Origin of the sequence: Paenibacillus sp. PK3_47, assembly GCF_023520895.1 — a bacterium.
Classification (GTDB): Bacteria; Bacillota; Bacilli; order Paenibacillales; family Paenibacillaceae; genus Paenibacillus_AQ.
This window is the reverse complement of record NZ_CP026029.1, coordinates 2,459,936-2,482,183: the sequence shown is the minus strand read 5'-3', so window position 1 is coordinate 2,482,183 and position 22,248 is coordinate 2,459,936. Positions and strand designations below refer to the sequence as shown.

19 protein-coding genes are annotated in these 22,248 nt (G+C 53.0%); 14 read left to right on the top strand and 5 right to left on the bottom strand.

The window, feature by feature from the left end; genetic code table 11:
- Positions 1-273 precede the first annotated feature (273 nt).
- Complete coding sequence (locus C2I18_RS11105) at positions 274-1,848, top strand: histidine kinase N-terminal 7TM domain-containing diguanylate cyclase (RefSeq protein ID WP_249901237.1); 1,575 nt, start codon at positions 274-276, stop codon at positions 1,846-1,848.
- Between the two features lie 66 nt (positions 1,849-1,914).
- Here C2I18_RS11105 and C2I18_RS11100 read toward each other — a convergent pair whose 3' ends face one another.
- Entirely contained in the window at positions 1,915-2,946 is a 1,032-nt protein-coding gene (locus C2I18_RS11100; protein ID WP_249901236.1) for a copper amine oxidase N-terminal domain-containing protein, read from the bottom strand.
- Between the two features lie 178 nt (positions 2,947-3,124).
- Here C2I18_RS11100 and C2I18_RS11095 point away from each other — a divergent pair, with 178 nt between their 5' ends.
- The 6 genes from C2I18_RS11095 (at position 3,125) to C2I18_RS11070 (ending at position 8,844) form a co-directional block, all read left to right on the top strand.
- Positions 3,125-5,701, top strand: a complete 2,577-nt coding sequence (locus tag C2I18_RS11095; RefSeq protein ID WP_249901235.1) for a DUF2339 domain-containing protein — start codon at positions 3,125-3,127, stop codon at positions 5,699-5,701.
- Positions 5,702-5,704: 3 nt separating this feature from the next.
- A complete protein-coding gene (locus C2I18_RS11090) occupies positions 5,705-6,418 on the top strand; it encodes an HAD family hydrolase (RefSeq protein ID WP_249901234.1) in 714 nt (237 codons plus the stop codon).
- A gap of 91 nt (positions 6,419-6,509) precedes the next feature.
- A complete protein-coding gene (locus tag C2I18_RS11085) occupies positions 6,510-7,610 on the top strand; it encodes an MBL fold metallo-hydrolase (protein WP_249901233.1) in 1,101 nt (366 codons plus the stop codon).
- Between the two features lie 68 nt (positions 7,611-7,678).
- Complete coding sequence (locus C2I18_RS11080) at positions 7,679-7,957, top strand: hypothetical protein (RefSeq protein ID WP_249902084.1); 279 nt, start codon at positions 7,679-7,681, stop codon at positions 7,955-7,957.
- Positions 7,958-8,215: 258 nt separating this feature from the next.
- A complete protein-coding gene (locus C2I18_RS11075) occupies positions 8,216-8,416 on the top strand; it encodes a cold-shock protein (protein ID WP_249901232.1) in 201 nt (66 codons plus the stop codon).
- Positions 8,417-8,613: 197 nt separating this feature from the next.
- Positions 8,614-8,844, top strand: a complete 231-nt coding sequence (locus C2I18_RS11070; protein WP_249901231.1) for a cold-shock protein — start codon at positions 8,614-8,616, stop codon at positions 8,842-8,844.
- Between the two features lie 121 nt (positions 8,845-8,965).
- Here C2I18_RS11070 and C2I18_RS11065 read toward each other — a convergent pair whose 3' ends face one another.
- Positions 8,966-10,348, bottom strand: a complete 1,383-nt coding sequence (locus tag C2I18_RS11065) for an MATE family efflux transporter (protein ID WP_249902083.1) — start codon at positions 10,346-10,348, stop codon at positions 8,966-8,968.
- A gap of 277 nt (positions 10,349-10,625) precedes the next feature.
- Between C2I18_RS11065 and hxlA the strand changes: the two genes are divergently transcribed.
- Both hxlA and hxlB read left to right on the top strand, forming a co-directional pair.
- Positions 10,626-11,258: a 3-hexulose-6-phosphate synthase gene (hxlA, locus tag C2I18_RS11060; protein ID WP_249901230.1), complete on the top strand. Its 633-nt coding sequence runs from the start codon at positions 10,626-10,628 to the stop codon at positions 11,256-11,258.
- A 6-nt stretch (positions 11,259-11,264) separates the two neighbouring features.
- Positions 11,265-11,822: a 6-phospho-3-hexuloisomerase gene (gene hxlB, locus C2I18_RS11055; protein ID WP_249901229.1), complete on the top strand. Its 558-nt coding sequence runs from the start codon at positions 11,265-11,267 to the stop codon at positions 11,820-11,822.
- Between the two features lie 121 nt (positions 11,823-11,943).
- On the opposite strand, the gene C2I18_RS11050 is transcribed toward hxlB, so the two are convergent.
- The 3 genes from C2I18_RS11050 to C2I18_RS11040 form a co-directional block, all read right to left on the bottom strand.
- Positions 11,944-12,264, bottom strand: coding sequence for a cupin domain-containing protein (locus C2I18_RS11050; protein WP_249901228.1), 321 nt, complete (start codon positions 12,262-12,264; stop codon positions 11,944-11,946).
- Between the two features lie 116 nt (positions 12,265-12,380).
- Complete coding sequence (locus C2I18_RS11045; RefSeq protein WP_249901227.1) at positions 12,381-12,638, bottom strand: hypothetical protein; 258 nt, start codon at positions 12,636-12,638, stop codon at positions 12,381-12,383.
- Between the two features lie 46 nt (positions 12,639-12,684).
- Complete coding sequence (locus C2I18_RS11040; RefSeq protein WP_249901226.1) at positions 12,685-15,249, bottom strand: heparinase II/III domain-containing protein; 2,565 nt, start codon at positions 15,247-15,249, stop codon at positions 12,685-12,687.
- Positions 15,250-15,484: 235 nt separating this feature from the next.
- Between C2I18_RS11040 and C2I18_RS11035 the strand changes: the two genes are divergently transcribed.
- From C2I18_RS11035 to C2I18_RS11015, 5 genes are all read left to right on the top strand, one after another.
- A complete protein-coding gene (locus tag C2I18_RS11035; RefSeq protein ID WP_249901225.1) occupies positions 15,485-16,381 on the top strand; it encodes a carbohydrate ABC transporter permease in 897 nt (298 codons plus the stop codon).
- Between the two features lie 45 nt (positions 16,382-16,426).
- Positions 16,427-17,290, top strand: coding sequence for a carbohydrate ABC transporter permease (locus C2I18_RS11030; protein WP_481857932.1), 864 nt, complete (start codon positions 16,427-16,429; stop codon positions 17,288-17,290).
- A gap of 50 nt (positions 17,291-17,340) precedes the next feature.
- Positions 17,341-19,104 (top strand): sensor histidine kinase, encoded by a 1,764-nt coding sequence (locus C2I18_RS11025; protein WP_249901224.1) that lies wholly within the window; start codon positions 17,341-17,343, stop codon positions 19,102-19,104.
- Positions 19,079-20,722, top strand: a complete 1,644-nt coding sequence (locus C2I18_RS11020; protein ID WP_249901223.1) for a response regulator transcription factor — start codon at positions 19,079-19,081, stop codon at positions 20,720-20,722. Before C2I18_RS11025 ends, C2I18_RS11020 begins: the two co-directional genes overlap by 26 nt.
- Before the next feature lie 110 nt (positions 20,723-20,832).
- Positions 20,833-22,218, top strand: coding sequence for an ABC transporter substrate-binding protein (locus tag C2I18_RS11015; protein ID WP_249901222.1), 1,386 nt, complete (start codon positions 20,833-20,835; stop codon positions 22,216-22,218).
- Positions 22,219-22,248 lie beyond the last annotated feature (30 nt).

Sequence of the window (22,248 nt, the reverse complement as noted above, 5' to 3'; positions counted from 1 at the left end):
GACATGTAACGTGTATTCCGAAAGGTAGTTGATTACCCATGTACTATCTGAAAGGGAAAACCAGGTCAAGATTTCGCCGTTGGTTTTCAGGTGCAGCACCCTAGAAATTGGAAACTTGCATAATTAAATAACCGCTTCTCACCTTTTTGAAGACCCTGCGGGCTGCCCGCAGGGTCTTCGTGTGTGATTGGATATTTTTTCAAGAGTGATTCATTTGTAGGATAGACTAGGATATAATAAAACCAAGTTATCTTTGATTAGGAGAAATATGACATGCCGTGGATGCAGGGTTATCCCTATTATTTATTAATGGGCAGTGTTCTAAGTCTCTACATGAGCGTCAGTGCATACACTCACCGGCATACACCAGGAAGGCGCTTTTTATGGATCTTAATGCTGCTGGCCGGCCTGATATTTGCGGCAACAGCGGGGGAAATTCTTTCTTCAAGCTTTGAGGCCAAACTGTGGTGGAAGAATGTGCAGCAGGCCCCCTTATTTCTGAGTACAATATTCACTTATGCTGTCGTCAAGGAGCATCTATCCCATTCTTCGGAAGGGCTGGTCAAGAGACTTGCCTTATTTTGCGTTCCGGTGATCTTTGATATTGTGCTGATCTTCACAGATTCCCATCATCATCTGATGCGCAGGAGTACGGCCATTGATACGGTAGCCGGTGTGAGCGGAATTATGGTGGAGCCTACAGCTCTCAGCATGATTCTGATTGCCTATGACCAGTTTTTCGGCCTGTATGCAGTCTTTCTGCTGGCTGCTTCATTACGGTGGACGGCAAAACCGTATTTCCGCAGGAATCTGGTGCTGCTGATCTCACTTCTGATTCCGGTAGCCAGCATTGCCCTGCTTCCGTTGCTCCGGATAACGATTACCGGGTTTACGGCCTTCATGTATCTGCCTCCTGTTATTGCAGCGTATTTCATCCTGTTCCGTGTTCCGCAGCTTGCACTCTATCCGCCTCCGGGCAATAAAATCTTCGAGAACATGAAGGACGGAATCCTGCTGACAGACCGCTACGACCAGATTATTGTGGTCAATGAGACGGCAGAAGGAATGCTGCCGGTGCTGACAGGGGTGCAGAAGAATACGTGGACCGGCAGGAGCATCTATTTAATGCTGGAGCATTACGCTGAGATCTCTTCCCACTATCTGCAGCGGATTGAAGGGGAATTCGAGATTCATCCGGGCGGCCGGCAGGAAGCCTGCTACGGCGTATCTTTGATAGCTACAGAGCGTTCCAAGGCAGAGGAGAGCGGCATGCTTATCGTTCTCAGCGATCTAAGCGAGAAGAAGCGGTATGAGCGGGAGTTGCTGTATCAGGCAACCGTTGATGATCTGACCGGCCTGTACAACCGGAGACATTTCATGAGGCTGGTGCAGAATTACACGCTGCAGGAAGATATAGGGACAGCACTGCTGCTGTTCGACATCGATGATTTTAAATTGATTAACGATACATACGGACATCTGGCCGGTGATCAGGCACTGGTTGATTTCTCCCGCAAAATACTTAGGGTTTACCATAATAACGGCATTTCCGGCAGGGTGGGCGGCGAAGAGTTCGCTGTATGCTTCCCGGCGTTCAGTGAGCAGGAAGCGCTGGAGGAGGCGGAGCGTTTCCGCACCACGATGAGTGAGCATGCCGTTCAGCTGGACAATGGCCGCTGCATCAGGCTTACCGTCAGCATCGGGATTGCTTATACAGAACGCAGTGATGTTACATTCGAGGATTTGTACCGTGAAGCCGACGAGGCGCTTTATGTCTCCAAGTCCACAGGCAAAAACAAGGTGACGCTCGGCCGCCGGCCGTTTCCTAAAAATGCAGTTGGCGGATAGCCGCTCCGTTCTGAACAAAAGACCACAGTTTCCGTAATTACCGGAGACGTGGTCTTTTATGTTCCTTTATTGCTGAACGGTTTCCACTACTACCTTCAGGGCCGTGCCGATAGGCGGCAGGCTCCGGGTCAAGACCGGACTATAGAAGCCGATCACTTGTGCGCCCTGAACCAGTGAGCTGCCCGAAACGGCCTCGCCGCTTTCATTAACAATGGCGGTGTCAGCGTTAATGCGGAGTACGACTTCACTTTGGGACGTATCAGTAAGACCGGTGCCCTTGATCCGGATGCTGAGCGAGCCGTCTTCAGATGTTAGCACTTCTTCAACTATGCCTTGTGTACCGAGCGTATCCTTTTGCAGCTTGCTGTCCTGGACGGTGATTGCGTAGGCAGGAGTCTGCGGCGGGAGGCTGAGGGTTGCAAAGTTCGCATGCTCCGCTTCAATGGTCATGCCAATCTGCAGGTCGGCGATATCAAGCTTGGTACCGTCAGCCGCAGCTATAACAGTATCCTCGCCCAGGTTCAGCACGAGGCCGGCTGTGCCTGTTCCTTTGATTTGAACCGAAGGATATTTTTTGTCCTGATTAATGGCGGTAATGACGCCGGTCTCATTCTGATGCTCCACCGCAGATGATACCATGATTTGTTGTCCCTCCACGGAGATGTTCTGGTTCAGCACTTCGCTGACAAAAGAAACCGGAACGAACAGCTTGTCCGCCTTTGTTACCGGGACTGTTCCCAGAGATTTGTTCATTTTATTGACGGCGTAGCGGTCCTCTCCGCTCTTTACAGTCGTAAAAGTAGTGCCTTTGCTCAAATCCACAGCCTTGGTCTTAGGATTCCAGGTGATCGTGAATCCGAGTGCCTCAGCAACCGAACGCAAAGGAATCAGAGGCTCTTTGGCTCCGGCAGTCTGGAAGCCGTGCTCAGCGATGGCGGTTCCGTTGACCTCAATGGAAAAAGTCTGATTGGCTGCGGCAGCCTGCGGTGCTTTGGTGGCCGGCAGCGTGGTAATGAACGGTGCGGCAGATACGGCACCAGTGGTAAGGGCCAGTGATAAGGTCAGAAGGGCTGCGCTTGTTTTGAGTGATTTGTTCATTGGTGTGTAAGCTCCTTTTCGTCGGGATTGTCAGGTAGGTGTCATCTTCTTAACGGGGGTTGGCTGAAATTTGTTGCATGCATTTAAGAATTTAATTGATATGATTTGCACCTGTTCCGACATTGCTCTTTCAGGGTAAAATGAAAATATTAACAAATAGTGTTACCGGGGGGCGCTTATGGAGCAGTTCAGGGATCGGCTGAAAGCGGTACAGGAGCAGCAGGATGTGCTGCTTAAAGAGTACAAAGCCTTGATCACAGAATATGAGAACAGCGATTTGGTACATGAGAACGAAGTGCTGAAGAAGCAGTATGAAGAGAATAAAGCGGCTCTGGCTGAGCTGAACAGCCAGGCGGCGAAGCTGCGCCGCGAAAATTCGGAGCTGCGGACTGCGCTTGCGGAGCAGATTCTGGATGAAAAGCTGGGTATTCTGCGGGTATCGCGGGAGAAGCTCCAGACTTATTTTGCATCACAAAGCCGCCGCTATCTGGACCGTCTGACATCTTTTGAACAGGAAACAAAGCAGCGTATCGAGAGAATGTACAAGGCGGCCGAGCATGAGCTGGGTAAAGACCGGACGGAATTCACTTACATGCTGGATGAGCTGAAGAGCAGGCTGGATGAGCGGATTTTAATGCGCAGAAAAGCACTGGGTGAATCCCATAAGCTGCAGAGTGATGTCATGCAGGGCCGGATGGATGATTTTGCTGCTGAAGGGGTCAGTGAGGAGACGATGCAGCGCCGCCGCAAGCAGAACGTGATTGAAATGAAAATCGGGCTGAACTGGATTAACCGTCTGGCCATTCTGCTGTTAATTCTGGCTGTGGGTGCGGGCTTCAGGTACACCTATTTAACCTGGTTCAACGGATATATGAAGGGCGCAGCCTTTTTCCTGCTCGGATTATTGATGCTGGGCGGAGGCGAGTGGCTGTTCCGCAGGGGAAGAGGGGCGTTTGCGCTTGGCGTGCTGGGCGGAGGGATTTCTGTTCTGTACGGCTCCGTGTTCTACAGTTACTTTTTGCTGGAGATTATCGGGCTTTATACGGGGCTTGCCCTCTCGATACTAGTTACCGCTGCAGCCGTGCTGCTGTCACTGAGGTATGAATCACGGACGATCTGCTCACTGGGCCTTGCCGGCGGGTATCTGCCGTTATTCTCATACATAGGCGCATTTGGTCTTGAGGGTGCAGCCGTATATGTAGCTATGGGTTATTTATTCCTGCTTAATCTATTAATTCTGCTGATCTCACTGAGCAAGCGCTGGATTGTTGTCAATTACATCAGCTTTTTCTTCAATGTGCCTTCGATGCTGCTGCTGATTATTTTCTCGGGGAGCACCGCTGCCAGCATGTTCTATGTAGTGCTGACCTTTGCCATGTACCTTGGCATTACACTCTGGTACCCGTTCAAATTCCGCAGCAAGCTGTCCTGGTGGGATTTCTCCCTGCTGGGCTGCAATACGGTGATCAGCTGTGTAACCCTGTACATTCTGTTTCTGGATGCGGGGCTTGATGATTACAAAGGTGCGCTCGCGCTCGCTTTCTGCCTGATGTACCTGGGCCTCGGCCGGTTCGTTCAAAAGCAGATGCCGCAGGAAAAAGAAAGCCGGCTGCTGTTCTACTGCACCTCGCTGACCTTTGCCGTATTGCTGGTTCCGTTCCAGCTGGGAGCGGCCTGGTGGTCCATCGGCTGGCTGACCGAGGCGGTCTTGCTGACGGTGTACGGCCTGCGTTACCGCTTCAAGGGTGTGGAAAGAGCCGGCTGGGGAATTTTGATGTTATGCCTGGGGTCATTTTTCATCATCGATGTTCCACTGCAGGCGGCGGTGCGCAACGCTTTGATTGGTGACATCAATCCTTATTTTGACCTGAAATACACGTTTATAACGGCCGGGATGCTCCTTGTCGCTGTTGTCTATGCGGTCCGCCATTCCAGGGAGGAGACGCTGCTCCGCAGTACACCTTATGAGGTGAAACTGGCGGTAGGGTTCAAATATGCGGCGCTGCTGAATTTCTATGCTTATATTGTGTATGAAGCTTTAACTCTATATGACCTGTACGTGCCGGAGAATCTGCGTCACTTCGCTTTCTACAAGCTGCTGCTGACCGCGCTGCTTACTGTAGGTCTGGCTTATGCATTGCCAAAGGTCACGGTCCTATACGACAAAATAGTCGGTTACATGGTACTGCTGCTGCGGGTGACCGGTTATGTCATTTGTATCAGCATCACGATGGGCATGCCTGCCCTGCGGCCGGAGTTCGCTGACAATACAGCGGCCGATTATCTGGCACTCGGGATGCTGATTCTATTCAATGTGTTCGTCTGGTTCAGCGGCGGAGGGCTGCTTCGCACAACTATCCAGCGCTACTACCGCAATATGGAGCTGTATCCGGTTATCATGGGGGTATACCTGTTATGCAGTGTTACGGCTTCCATGGGTGTGCAGCTGCAGCTCAGCGACGGCGGCCTGGCTTACAGCCTGATGTATCTGCTGCTGGCGGCGCTGTTCATTATGTATGGCTTCCGCTACAGATATATCTATATCCGGCGCTTCGGTCTTCTGCTGTCCCTGTTTGCGACAGGCAAGCTGCTGCTCTATGATCTCAGCCTGCTGGGTCTCGGCAGCAAGATTATCGCCTACTTTACATTCGGTATCTGCCTGCTGGGGATTTCATATCTGTATCAGAAGGTATCGAACAGAATGGAAGAGGCTTATGCCAAGGAAGAACAAGAGCCTGGAGAGAAAGGAATATAACCTATGTACAGAACTTATATCTTTGATTTATACGGCACACTGATTGATATTGAGACAGATGAGGAGTCTCCGGAGGTATGGAACCGGCTGGGCTTTCATTTCGGTTATCATGGCATGAACATTGCAGGCGCTGAGCTGAAGGAACGGTTTTTGGCCGAGCGCGACAGCCAGCTGGCTGCAGCCGCCCGGAGCTGCCAGTTTCCCGATTTTGTCATGGAGGAGGTCTTCCGGGCGGTCGCCCGTGATTTGGGAGGTAATCCAGCCGACGCCTGGCTGCAGGAAACGGTGAGATGGCTGCGCACGCTATCGATGATCCATATCTCCCTCTATGACGGGGTCAAGGAGATTTTACAGCGTCTGCGCTCTGACGGTAAGAAGGTCTTTCTGCTCTCCAACGGGCAGAAGACTTTTGTCGAGGCAGAGCTACGTATGCTGGGCATCCTGCATCTGTTCGACGGTGCAGCTATTTCCTCGGAGGCTGGTGTTTGTAAGCCCGACCCCTTATTTTACCGTTATTTAACCGAAACTTACGGTGCGGAGCTCCGTTCTGCCGTGATGATAGGCAACGACCCGCGGACCGATATGGCAGGGGCCGAAGCGGTAGGGATTGATTCCTGTTATATTCAGACGGCTTCGTCGCCCCGCGGGATTCCGGTGAAGAGTGCATTTCAGATTCTGGACGGCAATCTGCGCAGCATACCCGGCTGGGACCGGTAGCCATCAAGGAAGGAGCAAAGTTTGCCCCGCTGTGGCCGGCGCCTTATAATATGTCCATGAGTTTGAATTTGCAGGAGAGAAGGACTAGTATATGGCTCTTATTATTATAGCGGGGACAATATTGGCGCTGATTGCTGCCGCCTATTCAGTGATGACATTATACCCCGCGTTCGGCGCCCGGACCTCTAGGCCGGAACGGATGGTCATCAGCCGCTCGCACCAATTTCAGCAGGGGAAGTTTGTCTACCCGTATCCGGTCGGGAAGGAGGCCAGCCCCGGAGGCGGATTGTCCATTCTCAGAGATTTCATCAAAGGCAACCCGCGCTCCCGGCCGGAGAGACTGCTGGAGCCCCAGCCGCTGCAACCTTGTTCCATCCAGCAAGGCACAGCCACCAGGGCCACCTGGTTCGGACATTCAGCAGTGCTGCTGGAAATGGAGGGCGTAACCCTCTTTCTGGATCCGATGCTGGGACGTGCGCCATCGCCTTTCCCGTTCATTGGAGGCAAGCGCTACAGCAGGCAGCTGCCGGCTGGGGTAGCTGACCTTCCGCATATAGATGCTGTTCTGCTCTCGCATGATCATTATGACCACCTTGATTACGGAACGATCAAGCAGCTGCAGCATAAGACGTCAATGTTCATCGTGCCGCTTGGTGTCGGAGCACATCTGAAGCGGTGGGGTGTACCCAGGGAATGCATCCGGGAGTTTGACTGGTGGGATGAGCTTGTCTTTTCCGGGTTGACCCTCACCTGTGCCCCGGCCCGGCACTTCTCCGGGCGGAGCCTGCTGGACCGCAACACTACGCTGTGGTGCTCCTGGATACTGCAGGGCAAGCAGGCTAACGTCTTTTTCAGCGGAGACAGCGGATACGGGCCTCACTTTGCAGAGATTGGCCGGAAATACGGGCCTTTTGATCTGACCTTGATGGAATGCGGACAATATGACCGGCGCTGGGCGGATATTCATATGATGCCGGAACAGACGGCGCAGGCCCAGACCGATCTGCAGGGGAAGCTGATGATCCCGATCCATTGGGGAGCTTTCACGCTTGCCATGCATGACTGGACTGATCCTGTAGAGCGGGTACTGAAGGCGGCACAGCAGCACGGATTGAGAATTGCCACACCAAGAATCGGTGAAACTGTCGTTGTAGGCGCGGCAGAGGCCCCGTCTTTGCATTGGTGGAAATGAGGAAGAACAGCAGGGGCAGACTTGTGCTACAATAATCCTGCATGAATGCCAAGGAGCTGACAACCACAATGAGCGACAAAGTGAATGAACAGGAACTGCTGGCGGTACTGGCCGCCGAGACCAAGGTAGACCCCAAGCTGATCAAGCTGGTGCTGAAGCATGAGCAGACCTTTATCAATAACGCCAAGGCTAATAGCAAAGGCGAAGTTGATATTGACCATGACGATCTGGTGGATTATGTGACCGCCCAGCGTGATGTGAAGCTGGATGAATTAACGGTCGAGAACATCCTGGAGGCCGAAATGGATTACCTCATGGATAAGGGCTTGGCCGGATATATCGACTAGAAGTGCTGCTGTTAAGCGGGTCTGCCTGTATTTTTCCGGGAAAAGGCCCGCTTCCTGTAATTATTTTAACGGATGCTTTGCTTTTGGCGAGGAACTGTGCTACAATGAGGTTAATCATAAATTTAACCCTTAATTCACATATTGGAAAAGGTTATCATTTGTGCTAATGAATCCTTTTCCGATGTGTGAATTTTTATTTGTTCGTACAATTACGTAGGAATAAAAGGACATGTTAAATTAAATTTGGAGGTAATATACATGCAAACAGGTACAGTTAAATGGTTCAACGCAGACAAAGGTTTCGGTTTTATCGAGGTTGAAGGCGGAAGCGACGTATTCGTACACTTCTCCGCAATCACTGGCGACGGCTTCAAGACTTTGGACGAAGGCCAACGCGTAGAGTTCAACGTAACTCAAGGCGCTCGTGGACCACAAGCCGAAAACGTTGTAAAACTGTAATTTAACAAATAAGCTGTCCTTAACATCAGTTGAGGGCAGCTTTTTTAATGTATCAGAAAATATATATTGGGGCCCCGCAAACTACCTGAATACGCATTGAAGCAAAGCCCCGCTTTGTGGGGATATTTTAAGCAGCCTGTCCTAACGTTCCCGTAAAAGACAATGAATTCTTTTGATTCGAACTAAGGAGGGGTATTATGTATTTTCGTAAAAAAGCACTGGAGGATCTCCCGGAGGAGAATACCGCCATTTGGTCCTGCACCAAAGAGGGCTGTACCGGATGGATGCGTGATAATTTCGCCTTTCAGTATGCGCCTACCTGCTGGCAGTGCAGCTCTGCCATGACCAGAAGTATGAAGATTCTGCCTATGCTGGTGAATACGAATCATGAAATGAAGGAAATGAAGAAAGGGATTACGATCACGTAGTTCATATAAAAAGGCGGTTCACCAGGTCAGCAGACCTTGGCGAACCGCCTTTTTTGGCGTGGAGTCCCGCAAAGCACCTGAAATCTGCTTCGAAGCAAAGCGCCACTTTGGGGAATTTTGTTTAGTGTGCTGCGGCAGGGGAGGGGACCGGCTGCAGCTCTGTATCGTGCTGGATCAGGCCGTGCTTCTCCCAGGCTCTGCTCTTCCAGCGGAAGTACATAATGACCGCTCTGAGCCATTCGTCAAAGGCGGAAGCCAGCCATACGCCGGCGAGGCCCAGGTCAAGGGTAAACACCAGGAAATAACCGAGCGGCAGGCTTAAGCACACCATGGAGATCAGGCCCATATAGACCGGAAATTTGGCATCCCCTGAAGCCCGGAGCGAATTGATGATAACCAGGTTACAGGTACGGCCTGTTTCGAGGAAGAAGCTGAGCAGAATGACCTGCGCGCCCATCAGAATGATGCTCTCGTTGTCCGTGAAAAGCCCGAATAGGGGAACACGGAAGAGGATAACAATAATGTTGATGACTACTGTGATCATCAGCGCCCATTTTGCACTGGAGAATACCCGGCTGTAGGCTTCCTCCGGCCGTCTTGCCCCGACAAGATGGCCGACGATGATCGAAGTTCCCATGGATACCGCCATGCTGAACAGGTAAATATAATTTGAGATATTAAGCGCATACTGCCGGGTGGCCATCGCTTCAGCACCCAAATAAGTGATGTACAGTGTAAATACCAGCTGGCAGGATTGATAAGTAATCGATTCAAAGGCGGAAGGAATTCCGATTTTGAGAATTTGCATCACGTATTTTTTGGACAGGACGGTGTAGTAGGACCATTTGACCCGGACGTCCATAATTCTGTAGAGCAGCAGGAAGAACAGGACGAGACAGATGAGCCGGCTGGCTACGGTAGAAATAGCTGCCCCTTGTACACCAAGAGCAGGCAAACCGAAGTGTCCGTAAATGAGCAGGTAGTTGCCGACCACATGAATGATATTCATCAGCAGGGAGACCAGCATGGTCTGTTTGGTGAAGCCGTGTGTACGGATTGTTGTGGCCAGAGCGTTGAGCAGGGCCTGCAGGAAAATCCCGCCGCCGACAATATGCAGATACACCTTGGCATGGACAAGGATATCGCCTTGTATATTAAGGGCACTCAGCAGCGTTCCGCCGAACAGCAGCAGAATAGCACTCAGAACGATACCGACGACCAGGTTCAGCGTTATGGCGTTACCGGTTACGTTGGCTGCTTCCTGAGGTTTTTTGGAGCCGAGATATTGGGACACAACAATGGCCGCGCCATTGCCGATTACGCTCAGAATGAGAATGGCCATGGCAATAATCTGATTGGCTGCACCTACGCCGGATACCGCATCATCGGAGACCGAACTGATCATAAAGGTATCCACGCTGCCCATCAGCATGAACAGAAAAAGCTCAAGGAATATCGGCCAGGTGAGCTTCATCAAATTGAATTCTTTTTTCGCTTGCTCCATCATGCACCTTCTTCTAGTAGTGTCTCTGCAAAAGCTTTATTTTCCAAACAAAATGTATGTTAGCACAGGTTTTATGAAAAAGCAGTATTTTTACGAAAATTCTGAAAAAAATTCAGTAATCTTTTCCATCTAAAGATCTTTGATAAAGCCGGGTTGAGCACAATAGTATCCTCCGGGTAACTACAACACAATAAAGTGCCTACTTCTGTTTTGGAAAGCGTGGACTTACACTACGTTTAGAACTTACTAAAATAGATCTGAGAAGGAGAATTAACATATGAAACTGCAATTGGCGCTGGACCTCGTGGGTATCGAAGGAGCAAAGGAAATCGTCTCGGAGGTAGCTGAATTTATTGATATCGTGGAAATCGGCACACCGATCGTTATTAACGAAGGGCTGCACGCGGTAAAAGCGATTAAGGACGCTTTTCCTAACCTGACTGTTCTTGCGGATCTGAAAATTATGGATGCAGGCGGCTACGAAGTCATGAAAGCGGCTGAAGCTGGTGCGGATATTGTAACTGTACTGGGAGTTTCCGATGACTCCACCATTAAAGGCGCTGTTGAAGAAGCCAAGAAGACCGGCAGAGAGATCCTCGTTGACCTGATCAATGTTAAGGATATCAAAGCCAGAGCGGCTGAAGTGGATGCGCTTGGTGTAGATTATGTCTGCGTACACTCCGGTTATGACCACCAGGCTGAAGGCAAAAACTCTTTTGCTGACCTTAACGCCATCAAGAGTGTCGTGAAGCAGGCCAAAACGGCAATTGCCGGCGGCATCAAACTGGCTACACTGCCGGAAGTGATTGCAGCAGGCCCTGATCTGGTTATCGTTGGCGGCGGCATCACCGGCGAGAGCGACCAAAAGGCTGCGGCAGCCGAAATGAAGCGCCTTGTAAGCCAGGCCTGATTCCTGATGGATACGGCAGGCTACATGCAGGAAATCGTAAAGGAGCTGCAGCGTTCGGCGGGCCAGATTGCCCCCGGTGAGGCAGAGCAATTCGCTGAGCTGCTGCAGCGTTCAGGCAAAATATTCGTAGCCGGCGCAGGCCGCTCGGGGCTGATGGGCAAGGCATTCGCCATGCGGTTGATGCATGCCGGACGCGATGCCTATGTGGTTGGCGAAACGGTGACCCCGGGTATTGCTCCGGGGGATGTGCTGGTACTGGGCTCAGGCTCGGGTGAAACGAAGAGCCTGGTTGCTATGGCCGAGAAGGCCAAGGCAATCGGTGCCGCAGTGGCTGCGGTGACGATAGCGCCGGATTCGTCGATCGGCCGGCTGGCTGATCTGATCGTAAAGCTGCCGGGATCACCTAAAGATCAAAGTACCGGGAATTACAGCACCATTCAGCCGATGGCCTCCCTGTTTGAGCAGACCATGCTGCTGTTCTATGATGCGGTGATTCTCCGCCTGATGGAACAGACAGGCCAGACGACTACGAATATGTACGGCAAGCATGCGAATTTGGAATAGCATAACAGAGCTGCCCTTCGCATACTTGCGCAAGGCAGCGCTAAACGGCCTCAACAACCTATGGATCATGGGATGTTGAGGCCGTTTTTTTGTAAGGAGCTTATAGAATTACTGCCTACGCCTAGCGCTTCAGCAGATCTTCACGGATTGGTGTGAACACATCCAGCAGCGCGGAATCCGCTTCCAGGGCTGTTACGCCGTGCTTGGCATTGGAAGGAATGGCAATGCTCTGGCCGGCGGTTACATGATGCTCCGTGCCGTCAATGCGGAAGGTGAAGCTTCCGCGCAGGCAGTAGCTCATCTGCTCATGCGGATGGCTGTGCTCATAGCCCTCTGCCCCTTCCTCAAAATGAACCTCCATCATCATCAGGCTGGCCGCCGCATTCAGGATACAGCGTTTAACGCCCGGCTCAGCCGTTTCCCATACTCCAAGATTACTCATGTATTGTTCCTCCTTTAGGGTAGTTAAATTTAGTGTCTAACAGAGCTCGTGTTACTCTGGGCCGGCCATTTGCCCGCGATAGCCGAAATCAAAGGTACTTTTACCTCTGAATCGGGCTAATTGTCCGAGAGGCCGAAATCAAAGGTGCTTTTACCTCTGAATCGGGCTAATTGTCCGCGAGCGCCGAAATCAAAGGTATTTTTACCTCTGAATCGGGCTAATTGTCCGCGAGAGCCGAAATCAAAGGTACTTTTACCTCTGAATCGGGCTAATTGTCCGCGATAGCCGAAATCAAAGGTACTTTTACCTCTGAATCGGGCTAATTGTCCGCGAGCGCCGAAATCAAAGGTATTTTTACCTCTGAATCGGGCCATTTGCCCGCGAGCGCCGAAATCAAAGGTACTTTTACCTCTGTTTCAGCTATTGCCCGTTCCCCTGCGGAACAGCAAGCGTGATGCTTCCCGGCTCCAGGTTCAGCCAGCCAGCCCTGTCCACGCCGGCTGTCTCCGCATCAGCGGCACCCAGCAGCCTCAGCGGGGTCCCGCCGGGAACGCTGACCCGGCAGCTCTCCCCGGAGCCGTTGATCATAACCGCCAACCATGCCCCGCCGGGCCGGGTGATCTTGTACATGCGGACGCCTTCAGCTGCCGCTGCTCCGGCATCCAGCGGCTCCAGCCTGAGGGCGGGAGCCTGCTCCTTGCGGGGGTGCAGCAGTACGAGATAGTCCCCTCCGCCGCCATGTACGCGGAAATGCTGCTGCACCATCAGCGGGTAGCCTCCGCCCACAGCTCCCTCGCCGGCAGTGATAACCGGATGCGCCGGCTCGGCAATCTGCGCGCTCAGCCTCATGCCGCCAAGGCAGGCGGCATCAATGGACTGCCCCGTTACCTCTGCATCTGTGCTGAGGGTGTGCAGATTCCAGACACTGTCTCCTGCTCCCTCAATCCGGTCCCAGATCAAATACACATCAAAGCCTGCCTTAACGGACAGGAAGTGCCGCTCATAAGCTTCGGCCTGTTCATCCAGAATAAGGCTTCTTACATAATCCAGCTCCTCCGAGAAGCTGGCTTCACGGCAGATGCTCCGCAGCGGGCCGTCCTTGTAATGCCCGTCCGGACCGGCGAACTGTACCACATTATGCGCCGCCCCGGAGACATACCAGTGCCGGTCCCCGTTATAGTAGCCACCGGTTCCCGAGTCCAAAGTGACCGGAATGCCGTCAGCCCAGATGGAGAAATGGCCTTCATCATGATGGGCGTGATAGGTCAGCGGCGAAGCCTCGTAGATGGCGTAATGCTGCAGATTCTGTTCTCCGCCGCGGAAGATGACATAACCGATACCGGGATAGTGAACCGAGCGGAGCACCGGCTTCCGTTCAGGCAGACCCGGCTGCGGATACAGCAGAGCGACCAGCGGCAGCGGGAAGGCGCCGGTATCCTGGACGGGTGATCCGCCGTGCTTCCAGGTCCAGATCATTTCCCCCGACAGCTGCGGGTCCTCGCCCGCATAGAAAGAGGCAGCATAGCCTAGCAGCCGGAACCACTTTTCCTGCACATTGGCGTCGCCGACAGCAGGGGTAAGCAGAACAGGGTGACCGTACGCTTCACCATGGAGCTTATCCCCGGCTGTCACGATGCCGATCAGGAAGCGGTACATGGCTTTTACTTTCTCATCCTGGAAATAATCCATCCCCTTCAGGCGCTTCAGCAGCGCAAAGAAGAGGAAATAACGGTGCAGTACAGCTCCATGATAACGGACATTCTCCGGCCATGCACCGTCCTCGTCCACTACCTCTTCCAGCTGCCAGTCGATGACAGAGACCGCATGCTCAAGATAAGCGCTGCTCTGCGGTTCCTGCGGGAAGAGCAGGGCATAGACACCCAGCCCGGTGGCCCGGTCAGCATTCCAGTTGCTGCGTTTGCCGCCCTTCTCATCGGGGAAGGTTTCAAGGTCGAACCGGTAGTAGGCAGTATCCATCATCATGGCGGCAATATAACGGAAATCAGCTTGAATGGAGGAATCCTCTGCGTTACTCAATATCCCGCTGCCGGCAATCTGGTCATAAATAACGGCGGCGGCAGCAATTCCTCTGCCGATATGAACGGCTCCGTACGTATCATCATCATGCCAGCCGTCTCTGCGGAAGATGTCCATCCCCGCCCGCATATCCGCAAGCATGTACTGCAGCTTCCGCTTGGCCTGTTCTGCAAAGCGTTCCTCACCCGAAATTAGATACACATTGGCGTCTGCGCCTGCTGCTTCCAGCAGGTAAGCCCAGTTGGTTAACGTAGCCCGGTTGAAGGGCGGAGAGATCAGCTCCGTACCGAGCGGCCGGCCTGCAGCATCCAGGAAGATTATTCCGGCGCAGATCCCGCCGCTGAGCGGAGCTTCCAGACTGACTGCCGTCTGCATGCTGTAATGTTCGCCCGGCTGTACGGGCAGCGTCTCGCCGTAACGAAGAACAGTCCGTCCTCCGTCTGTCTCGTGGCTGATCCATACACACTGCGCTTCCTGCTCAGCGGCGCCTTCTGCCGGCGTTACTCCGGAGGGCTGAAGGCCGCCTCTTCCAGCCGTCATCGGTTCCAGATGGAACAGGCTGCCGCTTCCGGCCTCACGGGTCCAGCCTGCAAGTGCCTGTTGGAAGCTGCCGTTATGGAGTCTCACTGGCATGCCGAGCTGGGAATGCGTCAGGGACACACCGCCGATACGCGCTGCACCCTGCCCGGTAACATGCACGGCCATTTGCACGGATGCCGCACCGGGCGGAACGCTGAAGACGAACGGCTCTACCCGGAAATCACCTAACCTGTGAAGCGGAGCCGCGGATTCCCGGGCCGCAAACTGCTCCGACAAATCCCGCTGTCTCCCGTATTCCCGCCGGATTTCGGGAAGATGTACAATCCTGCCGCGGATATCCTGAAGCTGATCCTGAGTATAACAGCCCAAAGGCCGGGTAAGGGTCCCGCTGCCGTATGCTGAATTCATCGTTGTTCAAGCCCCCTTATTGTAGTAGTGATGCTGGCTCTTCTTTCTATATTCAGTATAACGGCCGGCTTCATCAATACGGGATGGATAAACACGGGATGCAAAGGGGACAAAGCAACTGAAAAAGTGAAATTCTCCCCCCAAGCGCAGTTGCTTTCTCCCTAACTGTTCCTGAGGAGATGAACTTATCATTAAGTCATGAAGCGTTAGTCCAATGACAGGAGGAGTAAAAATAATGAATGCAACGAAACGTCAAATAAACGCCTGGAGCTTTGTCGCTCCCAGTCTGATTCTGACGCTGGTGTTTGGGGTGTATCCGATCTTTTGGGCGCTGAAGTATATGTTCTATGATTATCAGGGCTTCGGTGAGCCGCTGTTCATCGGGCTGGACAACTTCCGCCGCCTCTTCCGGGATACGGGATTCTGGCAGTCGGTCGTGAACACCTTCATTTATGCGGGAGGCAAGCTGATCATTACGATTCCGCTCTCCTTTGTACTGGCGGTTATTCTCAACCGTGCTTTAAAAGGGCGCCAGGTGCTGCGGGCCATTTACTTCATGCCAACCGTAATCAGCGCTTCAGTAATGGCGGTCGTATTCTACGTTATTTTCAACTCTTACAACGGTATGGTTAACCAGCTGCTGATGGGATCAGGACTGATCTCCTCCCCAATTGACTGGCTGGGTCCGAAATATGCCTTGATGACGGCGATCATTATCGCAATCTGGGGCGCTGTCGGTAACTACATGCTGCTCTTCATTGCCGGCCTGCAAAATATCCCCGAGGACCTTTATGAAGCCGCTTCCCTGGACGGGGCAGGCCCGCTGCGCAAAATGTGGAGCATTACCGTTCCTATGCTGGGACCCGTGCTGCAGATGATCATCATGCTGGCAATTACGGTTTCCCTGAAAGGTTATGAGAGCATCATGGTGCTTACCGAAGGCGGACCTTACGGAAAAACAGAAGTGATGTACCTCTATCTGTACAAATTGTTCTTCCCGGTATCGAGCGGCGGCTCAAGCATTCAGCAGTTCGGCTACGGCAGTGCTGTCGGCTTTGCAACCGCAGTCATTGTCGGATTGATCACCCTGATTTATTTTTACGTATCCAAAAAGCTGAATGATATCTATTAAAAGAGAGGAGAATGACGAGTGAGTACATTACATGCGCAAAGAAAAATAACGGCTGTGCCGGACACCCGTACGATCCGCAGCAAAGCGGTGCTGTCCCGGACGCTGCTGTGGATATTCCTGCTTCTGGTGGCAGGGCTTGCGGTGTTCCCGATTGTCCTGGCGTTTTTCGGATCGGTGAAGACCAACCTGGAGCTTACAGGCGGCACCTCCCTGCTGCCTAAGGAATGGAAGTTTGAGAACTACCTGACAGCATGGAATTCAGCCAACTTTGCACGCTTTACCTGGAACAGTATGTTCATCAGTATATTTACGACCCTGGGCACACTGCTGGTAGGCACTATGGCTGCGTATGCGGTGGCGAGAGTGGATTTTATCGGTAAAAAGGTGTACGTGGTGCTGCAATCCTGTACCCTGTTCATCTCGATCGGTGCCGTGGTGCTGCGCCCCCAATTTGATCTGATGGTTTCACTCGGTCTGCAAAAATCACTCTGGGGCGTCATCATCATTCTGATCAGCGCACATGCTACAGCCTTCTTCATGCTGATCGGATTTGTACGGGCCATTCCCAAGGAGCTGGACGAAGCTGCGTTTATTGACGGCTGTAACTTTTATAGCGTATACTTTCGGGTTATCCTGCCGCTCCTGACGCCCGCACTGGGGGTTACCGCACTTTGGACCTTCCGCGGAGCGTGGAACGAATATATTCTGCCGCTGGTATTTACGATGACGCAGCCTGCGCTGCAGACGCTGACCGTAGGTCTGGCCGGATTGAAATATGGTGTCGGGGATGCAGCGCAGCCCCAATTAATGCTGGCCGGTGCATGCCTGTCCATGCTGCCGATGATTATCGTCTACATTTTTGCCAACAAATCATTCATGCAGATGACTGCAGGCTCTGTAAAGGGCTGAGGCACGGACAGCGGGCTTTCGGACGGCTAATGAACTAAGGAAGTGAGTACATGCTGAAGGCCTGGCTCTACCGGACCTCCCTGAAGAAAAGAATATGGCTGACCTTTACTGCACTGACAGTATTCTGTATATCCATTACCGGTCTGTTTGCGTATTCCATTGCCTCGCGGGCGATGGAGCGCAATTCGGTTGAACTGAACCAGAATGTGCTGAACCAGTCGGTCAACGTGCTGGACCAGAAGCTGAAACAGATCATTGTCGCCTCTTCAACTATGATGCTGAGCGAAACCTACAGACAGACAATCCGCGATATACAAGCGCATAATACAGAACGCTTTTTTGCCAACTTCTCGCTGCTTCAGGGTCCCTTTACCCAAGCCGAGCTGACGGAGAATTCCATTGAAGCGATCCTGCTCAGTACGCCGGACGGAGATTTCTACTCCGCCGGCAATCTGCGCAGAACGGCAACCCCGTTCATGGAGACCTCGCTGTACCAGCGGATCCGGGAAAATCCGCAGTCTAATTGGGTGGAAAGCCATGTGGATGAATTGTTCGACGGCAGCCACCAAGTCATCTCCCTGCTGCTCCAGCCGCTGACGGAGAATTATGTGCCGGATGTTTTTTTGACCGTCAATGTCAAAGAGGACATTCTGGAGGATACGATCAGCGGAGGCGCAAGTCTTGGGAGCGCACGGTTTCTGCTGATTAATAAATCAGGCGCAAGCGTCTTCGGAGATGCTCAGAGGCCGGACTGGACGCGCACAGCGTCATTTATGGACAGGCTGCAGGAAGGCGGCCGGGGAAATTTCGAATATGCTGCCGGAGACAGCCCGATGCTGGTCAGCTATGCCGAGTCCCGCTATGCGGGCGACTGGGTGCTGGTCAGCTATTTGTCCAAGAAGGAGCTGCTCCAGCCTGTCCGCAGCATCCAGTGGCTGGTGCTGATGATTATGGCCGTATGCATTCTCCTGGCGCTGCTGCTGGCAAGATACCTGTCGGCGCTGCTGCTGGGTCCGCTCCTGAAGCTGCAGAAGACGATGTCACGGGTGGAGCAGGAGGATTTGGCTGCGCGCTTCCAGAGCCCTTTTCAGGATGAGATCGGCGATGCCGGCCGCAAGTTCAATCAGATGCTTGACCGGATCGGCGGCCTGATTGCTGAGGTCAAGGATACGGAACAGGAAAAACGGAAAGCGGAGATCAAGGCGCTTCAGGCGCAGATTGAGCCGCATTTTTTATATAACACCTTAAATACGATCTTCTGGAAATGTGAGATGGACGAATATGACGATGTGAAGGAGATGGTCATTTCGCTGTCCGCACTGTTCCGCCTGGGTCTGAACAACGGGGAGGAGATTACGACGCTGGGCCGGGAGCTGGAGCATGTCCGCCAGTATCTCAATCTGCAGCAGCAGTGCTATGAAGGGCTGTTCGATTACACGATCAGCGCCGGACAGGAGCTGCTGGAGCTGCCTGTGCTGAAAATCATTATCCAGCCTTTGGTGGAGAACTCTATTCTGCACGGGCTGAAGGAGCTGCACGGAGGCGGAATCATCCGGATTGCGGTGGAGAAGGAGGAGGACAGGCTGCTCATCCGGGTAACCGATAACGGCGCCGGCATGGATGCTGAGGCGCTTAATGCCAGAATGAAGGAGCCGGGTGCCAGCGGCGGGTATGCCCTGGCCAATATCAGCAGCCGCCTGCAGCTGTATTACGGGAAAGCCGCAGAGCTTACCTTCAGCAGCCGTCCGCACATTGAAACCGAAGCGGTCTTAACAATCCCTATGGAAGGTGGAGTACACTCTGAACAGCGCTGAATCCATTAAAATTTGCATTGTTGATGATATTCCGGCAGTCGTCCGGGGGCTGTCGCAGCGGATTCCCTGGGACGAGCATGGCATTGTTGTGGCCGGAACTGCAGCCAACGGGGAAGAAGGGCTGATGCAGATCCGCAGGCACCGGCCGGATATCGTCCTGACCGACATAAGGATGCCGTTTACGGACGGCCTTGAGATGATGCGGATCATTCTTGCCGAGCAGCCGGATATCAAGCTGATCTTTCTAACCGGCTACTCCGATTTCTCCTACGCCCAGGAAGCGCTGAAGCTGGGCGCCTTTGATCTGATCGTCAAGCCTTTTACCAAATGCCAGGTGCTGGAGTCCGTGCTGAAGGCCAAAGAGGTGCTTGAGCGGGAACGCAGCCAGGCGGAGCAGATGCGAGGCATGGAGCAGAAGCTGCGGGAAAGCATGCCTTATCTGCGCCAGGAGTATATGCGGCTGCTGATCCGCTACGGCACAAGACAGCAGCACCGCAGCCAGCAGTGGGATTTCTATAACATCCGGATGAACAGCCGGAACTTCTGCGTAATGGTGGCGGAGATTGATTTTTTTGCCGAGCGTACAGCTGCGCTGCCGGTTTCTGAAGTGGAGCTGATCCGTTTTGCCGTCCACAATATTCTGGAGGAGACGGTTGCCGGCTATACGCAGGGAATCGTGTTCCGTGAGCATATCAACCAGTTTGTCATTGTCATGAATCCGCCTGCTGAGCTGGATGCGGAGCAGCTGGCCGAAAGATGCCGGGAAAATGTGCGCAAGCATACCTACCAGACAGTGTCGATCGGACTGGGCGGGCAGGTCGAGGAAGCCGGCCAGCTGGCTGTATCGTATGCACAGGCGCTTTCGGCGCTTGCGAACACCTTCCTGACCGGCGGAAACAGCGTGTACCGTTATATAGAAGGAACCGAAGGGGATGCGGCGCTGCCGAGATATTCCTATGACAAAGAGAAAGAGCTGCTCTACTGCCTGCGGTCGGCAAATCTGGCCAAGGCGGAGGAGCAGCTGGATGATATCTGGAATGAATGGCTCAGCACTCCGGTGCTGCCTGATCCGTCCCTTGTCAAAACATTATGCCTGGAGCTGGCCCACTCGATCCACCGGGTGTTCTCGGACAAGGCTGCCGATTCAGAGGTCAAGCTGCTGGAGAAGAAGCTGGCCGACATGAACAGCGCACTCTCCTTCGAGGAGCTCCGCAGACAGATCCGGGAATTCTGCCGCCAGGGCTGCGCCTATGTACAGATCCGCCAATCCAGCGAGTCCCGTGTCCTGGTGGAACGGGCTGTTGCCCATATCCAGGGCAATCTGCACCGGAACCTGTCGGTTGCCGATATTGCCAGAGAGGTGCATCTCAGTCCGAGTTATTTCTCCAATCTGTTCAAGAAGGAAATGGGGATGACACTGGCCCAGTATATCATCAGCCGGAGAATGGAGAAGGCCAAGGAGCTGGTACTGGAAGGCATGCAGGTCCAGGATATCGCCATCTCTCTGGGCTATGAGGACCGGCCTTATTTTACCGAGCTGTTCAAAAGATATACCGGCATGACACCCACCGATTTCCGCGCCAAATACACCACCGAAAGCCCGGCGGGGAAACAGTGATTTCGTCTCCCATGAATAGTTGTTTTCCCCTTCACTTAGAACAGGGCTTGCCATCTATAATTTTTTATAAGAAATGAATGCGATTACAAGATAAAAGGGAGGCATTTCTAATGAAAAAAAATCAATGGCTGCTGACTGGTGCATCGCTGCTGCTGGCCGGCTCTCTGGCCGCCTGCTCCTCATCCGAACCGAGTGCGGAGGCTGAAGAAGGCAATGCTGCTGCAGGACAGACCAAGCTTGTATACTGGACGATTGACCGTCATGATTCCGATTTTATTGAGCAGAAAATCAGTGAGTATGAGGGCCTGAATCCCGATATCGATATTGAACTGAAGGTTATGGCTGAGAACTACGGGCAATCGGTCGATATCGCTTTTTCCAGCAAGCAGGCACCGGATATCTTCCGTGTAGATACGAACACTGTGCCTACCTGGGTAAAGAAAGGCTACCTTGAGTCCTTTGATGATTATATTTCCCCGGAGATGAAGAGCCGGTTCGAGAATGTACTCATCAATGAGAAGAACATGGTTGACGGTAAAATCTACACCCTGCCAAACATCGGGCAGTTCTGGCGCCTGATCTACAACGTGGATCTGTTCGAGAAGGCCGGCATTACAGAACCTCCGACTACGCTGGCTGAAATGATCGAGGATGCCAAGAAGATTACGGCTGCAGGCAAAGACAGCGGCGCTTACGGCTTCGCCGGAAACTTTAAAAGCGGCAGCGGCTTCGAGCGCGTAGCTTATCCGATTACTACATTGAGTAAAGCAGTGGGTACAGAGGGCTTCAACTTCCAGACCGGCCAGTTCGACTTCGGCATGTATAAGGAAGTAGCCGAGGCGCTGCGCCAGATCAAGGTGGACGGCAGCATGATGCCGGGTTCGGAATCCCTGGATATTGACCCGCTGCGTGCCCAGTTCGCCCAAGGCAAAATCGGGATGTACTTCAACCACTCTGTAGAGCCTAGCGTCTATGACAGCCAGTTCCCGACTGAAGTCCGCTGGGCAGCGGCGCTTCCTCCGACGGTTGACGGCCAGCGAAACGGCGTAAGCCAGGTTATCTCCGGCAGCTATCTGGCCATGAGCAAGGATTCCGAGCATAAGGAAGAGGCCTGGAAGTTCATTGAATGGATGTACAGTGATGAAGTACAGACCGCTTACCAGGAAGGCGGATACGGCGTTTCGGTTATCCCTTCGGTAGCGGCTGCGGCTAAGGCACCGGCGATCCCGGGAATTGAAGGCTTCCTGCCGACCCAATACGACGGTATTTATCCGGCTACTCCGCTGATTATCTCTGAAGGACGTCTGGAAGGCACGAACAGAGCTGATATCTTCAACAGATATATTTTTGCCGGCGGAGATTTGGACAAAGAGATTGAGGATCTGAATACCCGTTATAATGCGGCGCTGGAAAAGGCCATTGCGGCAGGCGACACCACGATTGAAGCCCAGTCTGATTTCGATGCGGCGAGTCTTCAGGGATCCCTGGCCCAGTAAAAATAGAATGCAGCACCACCCCGGAAGACC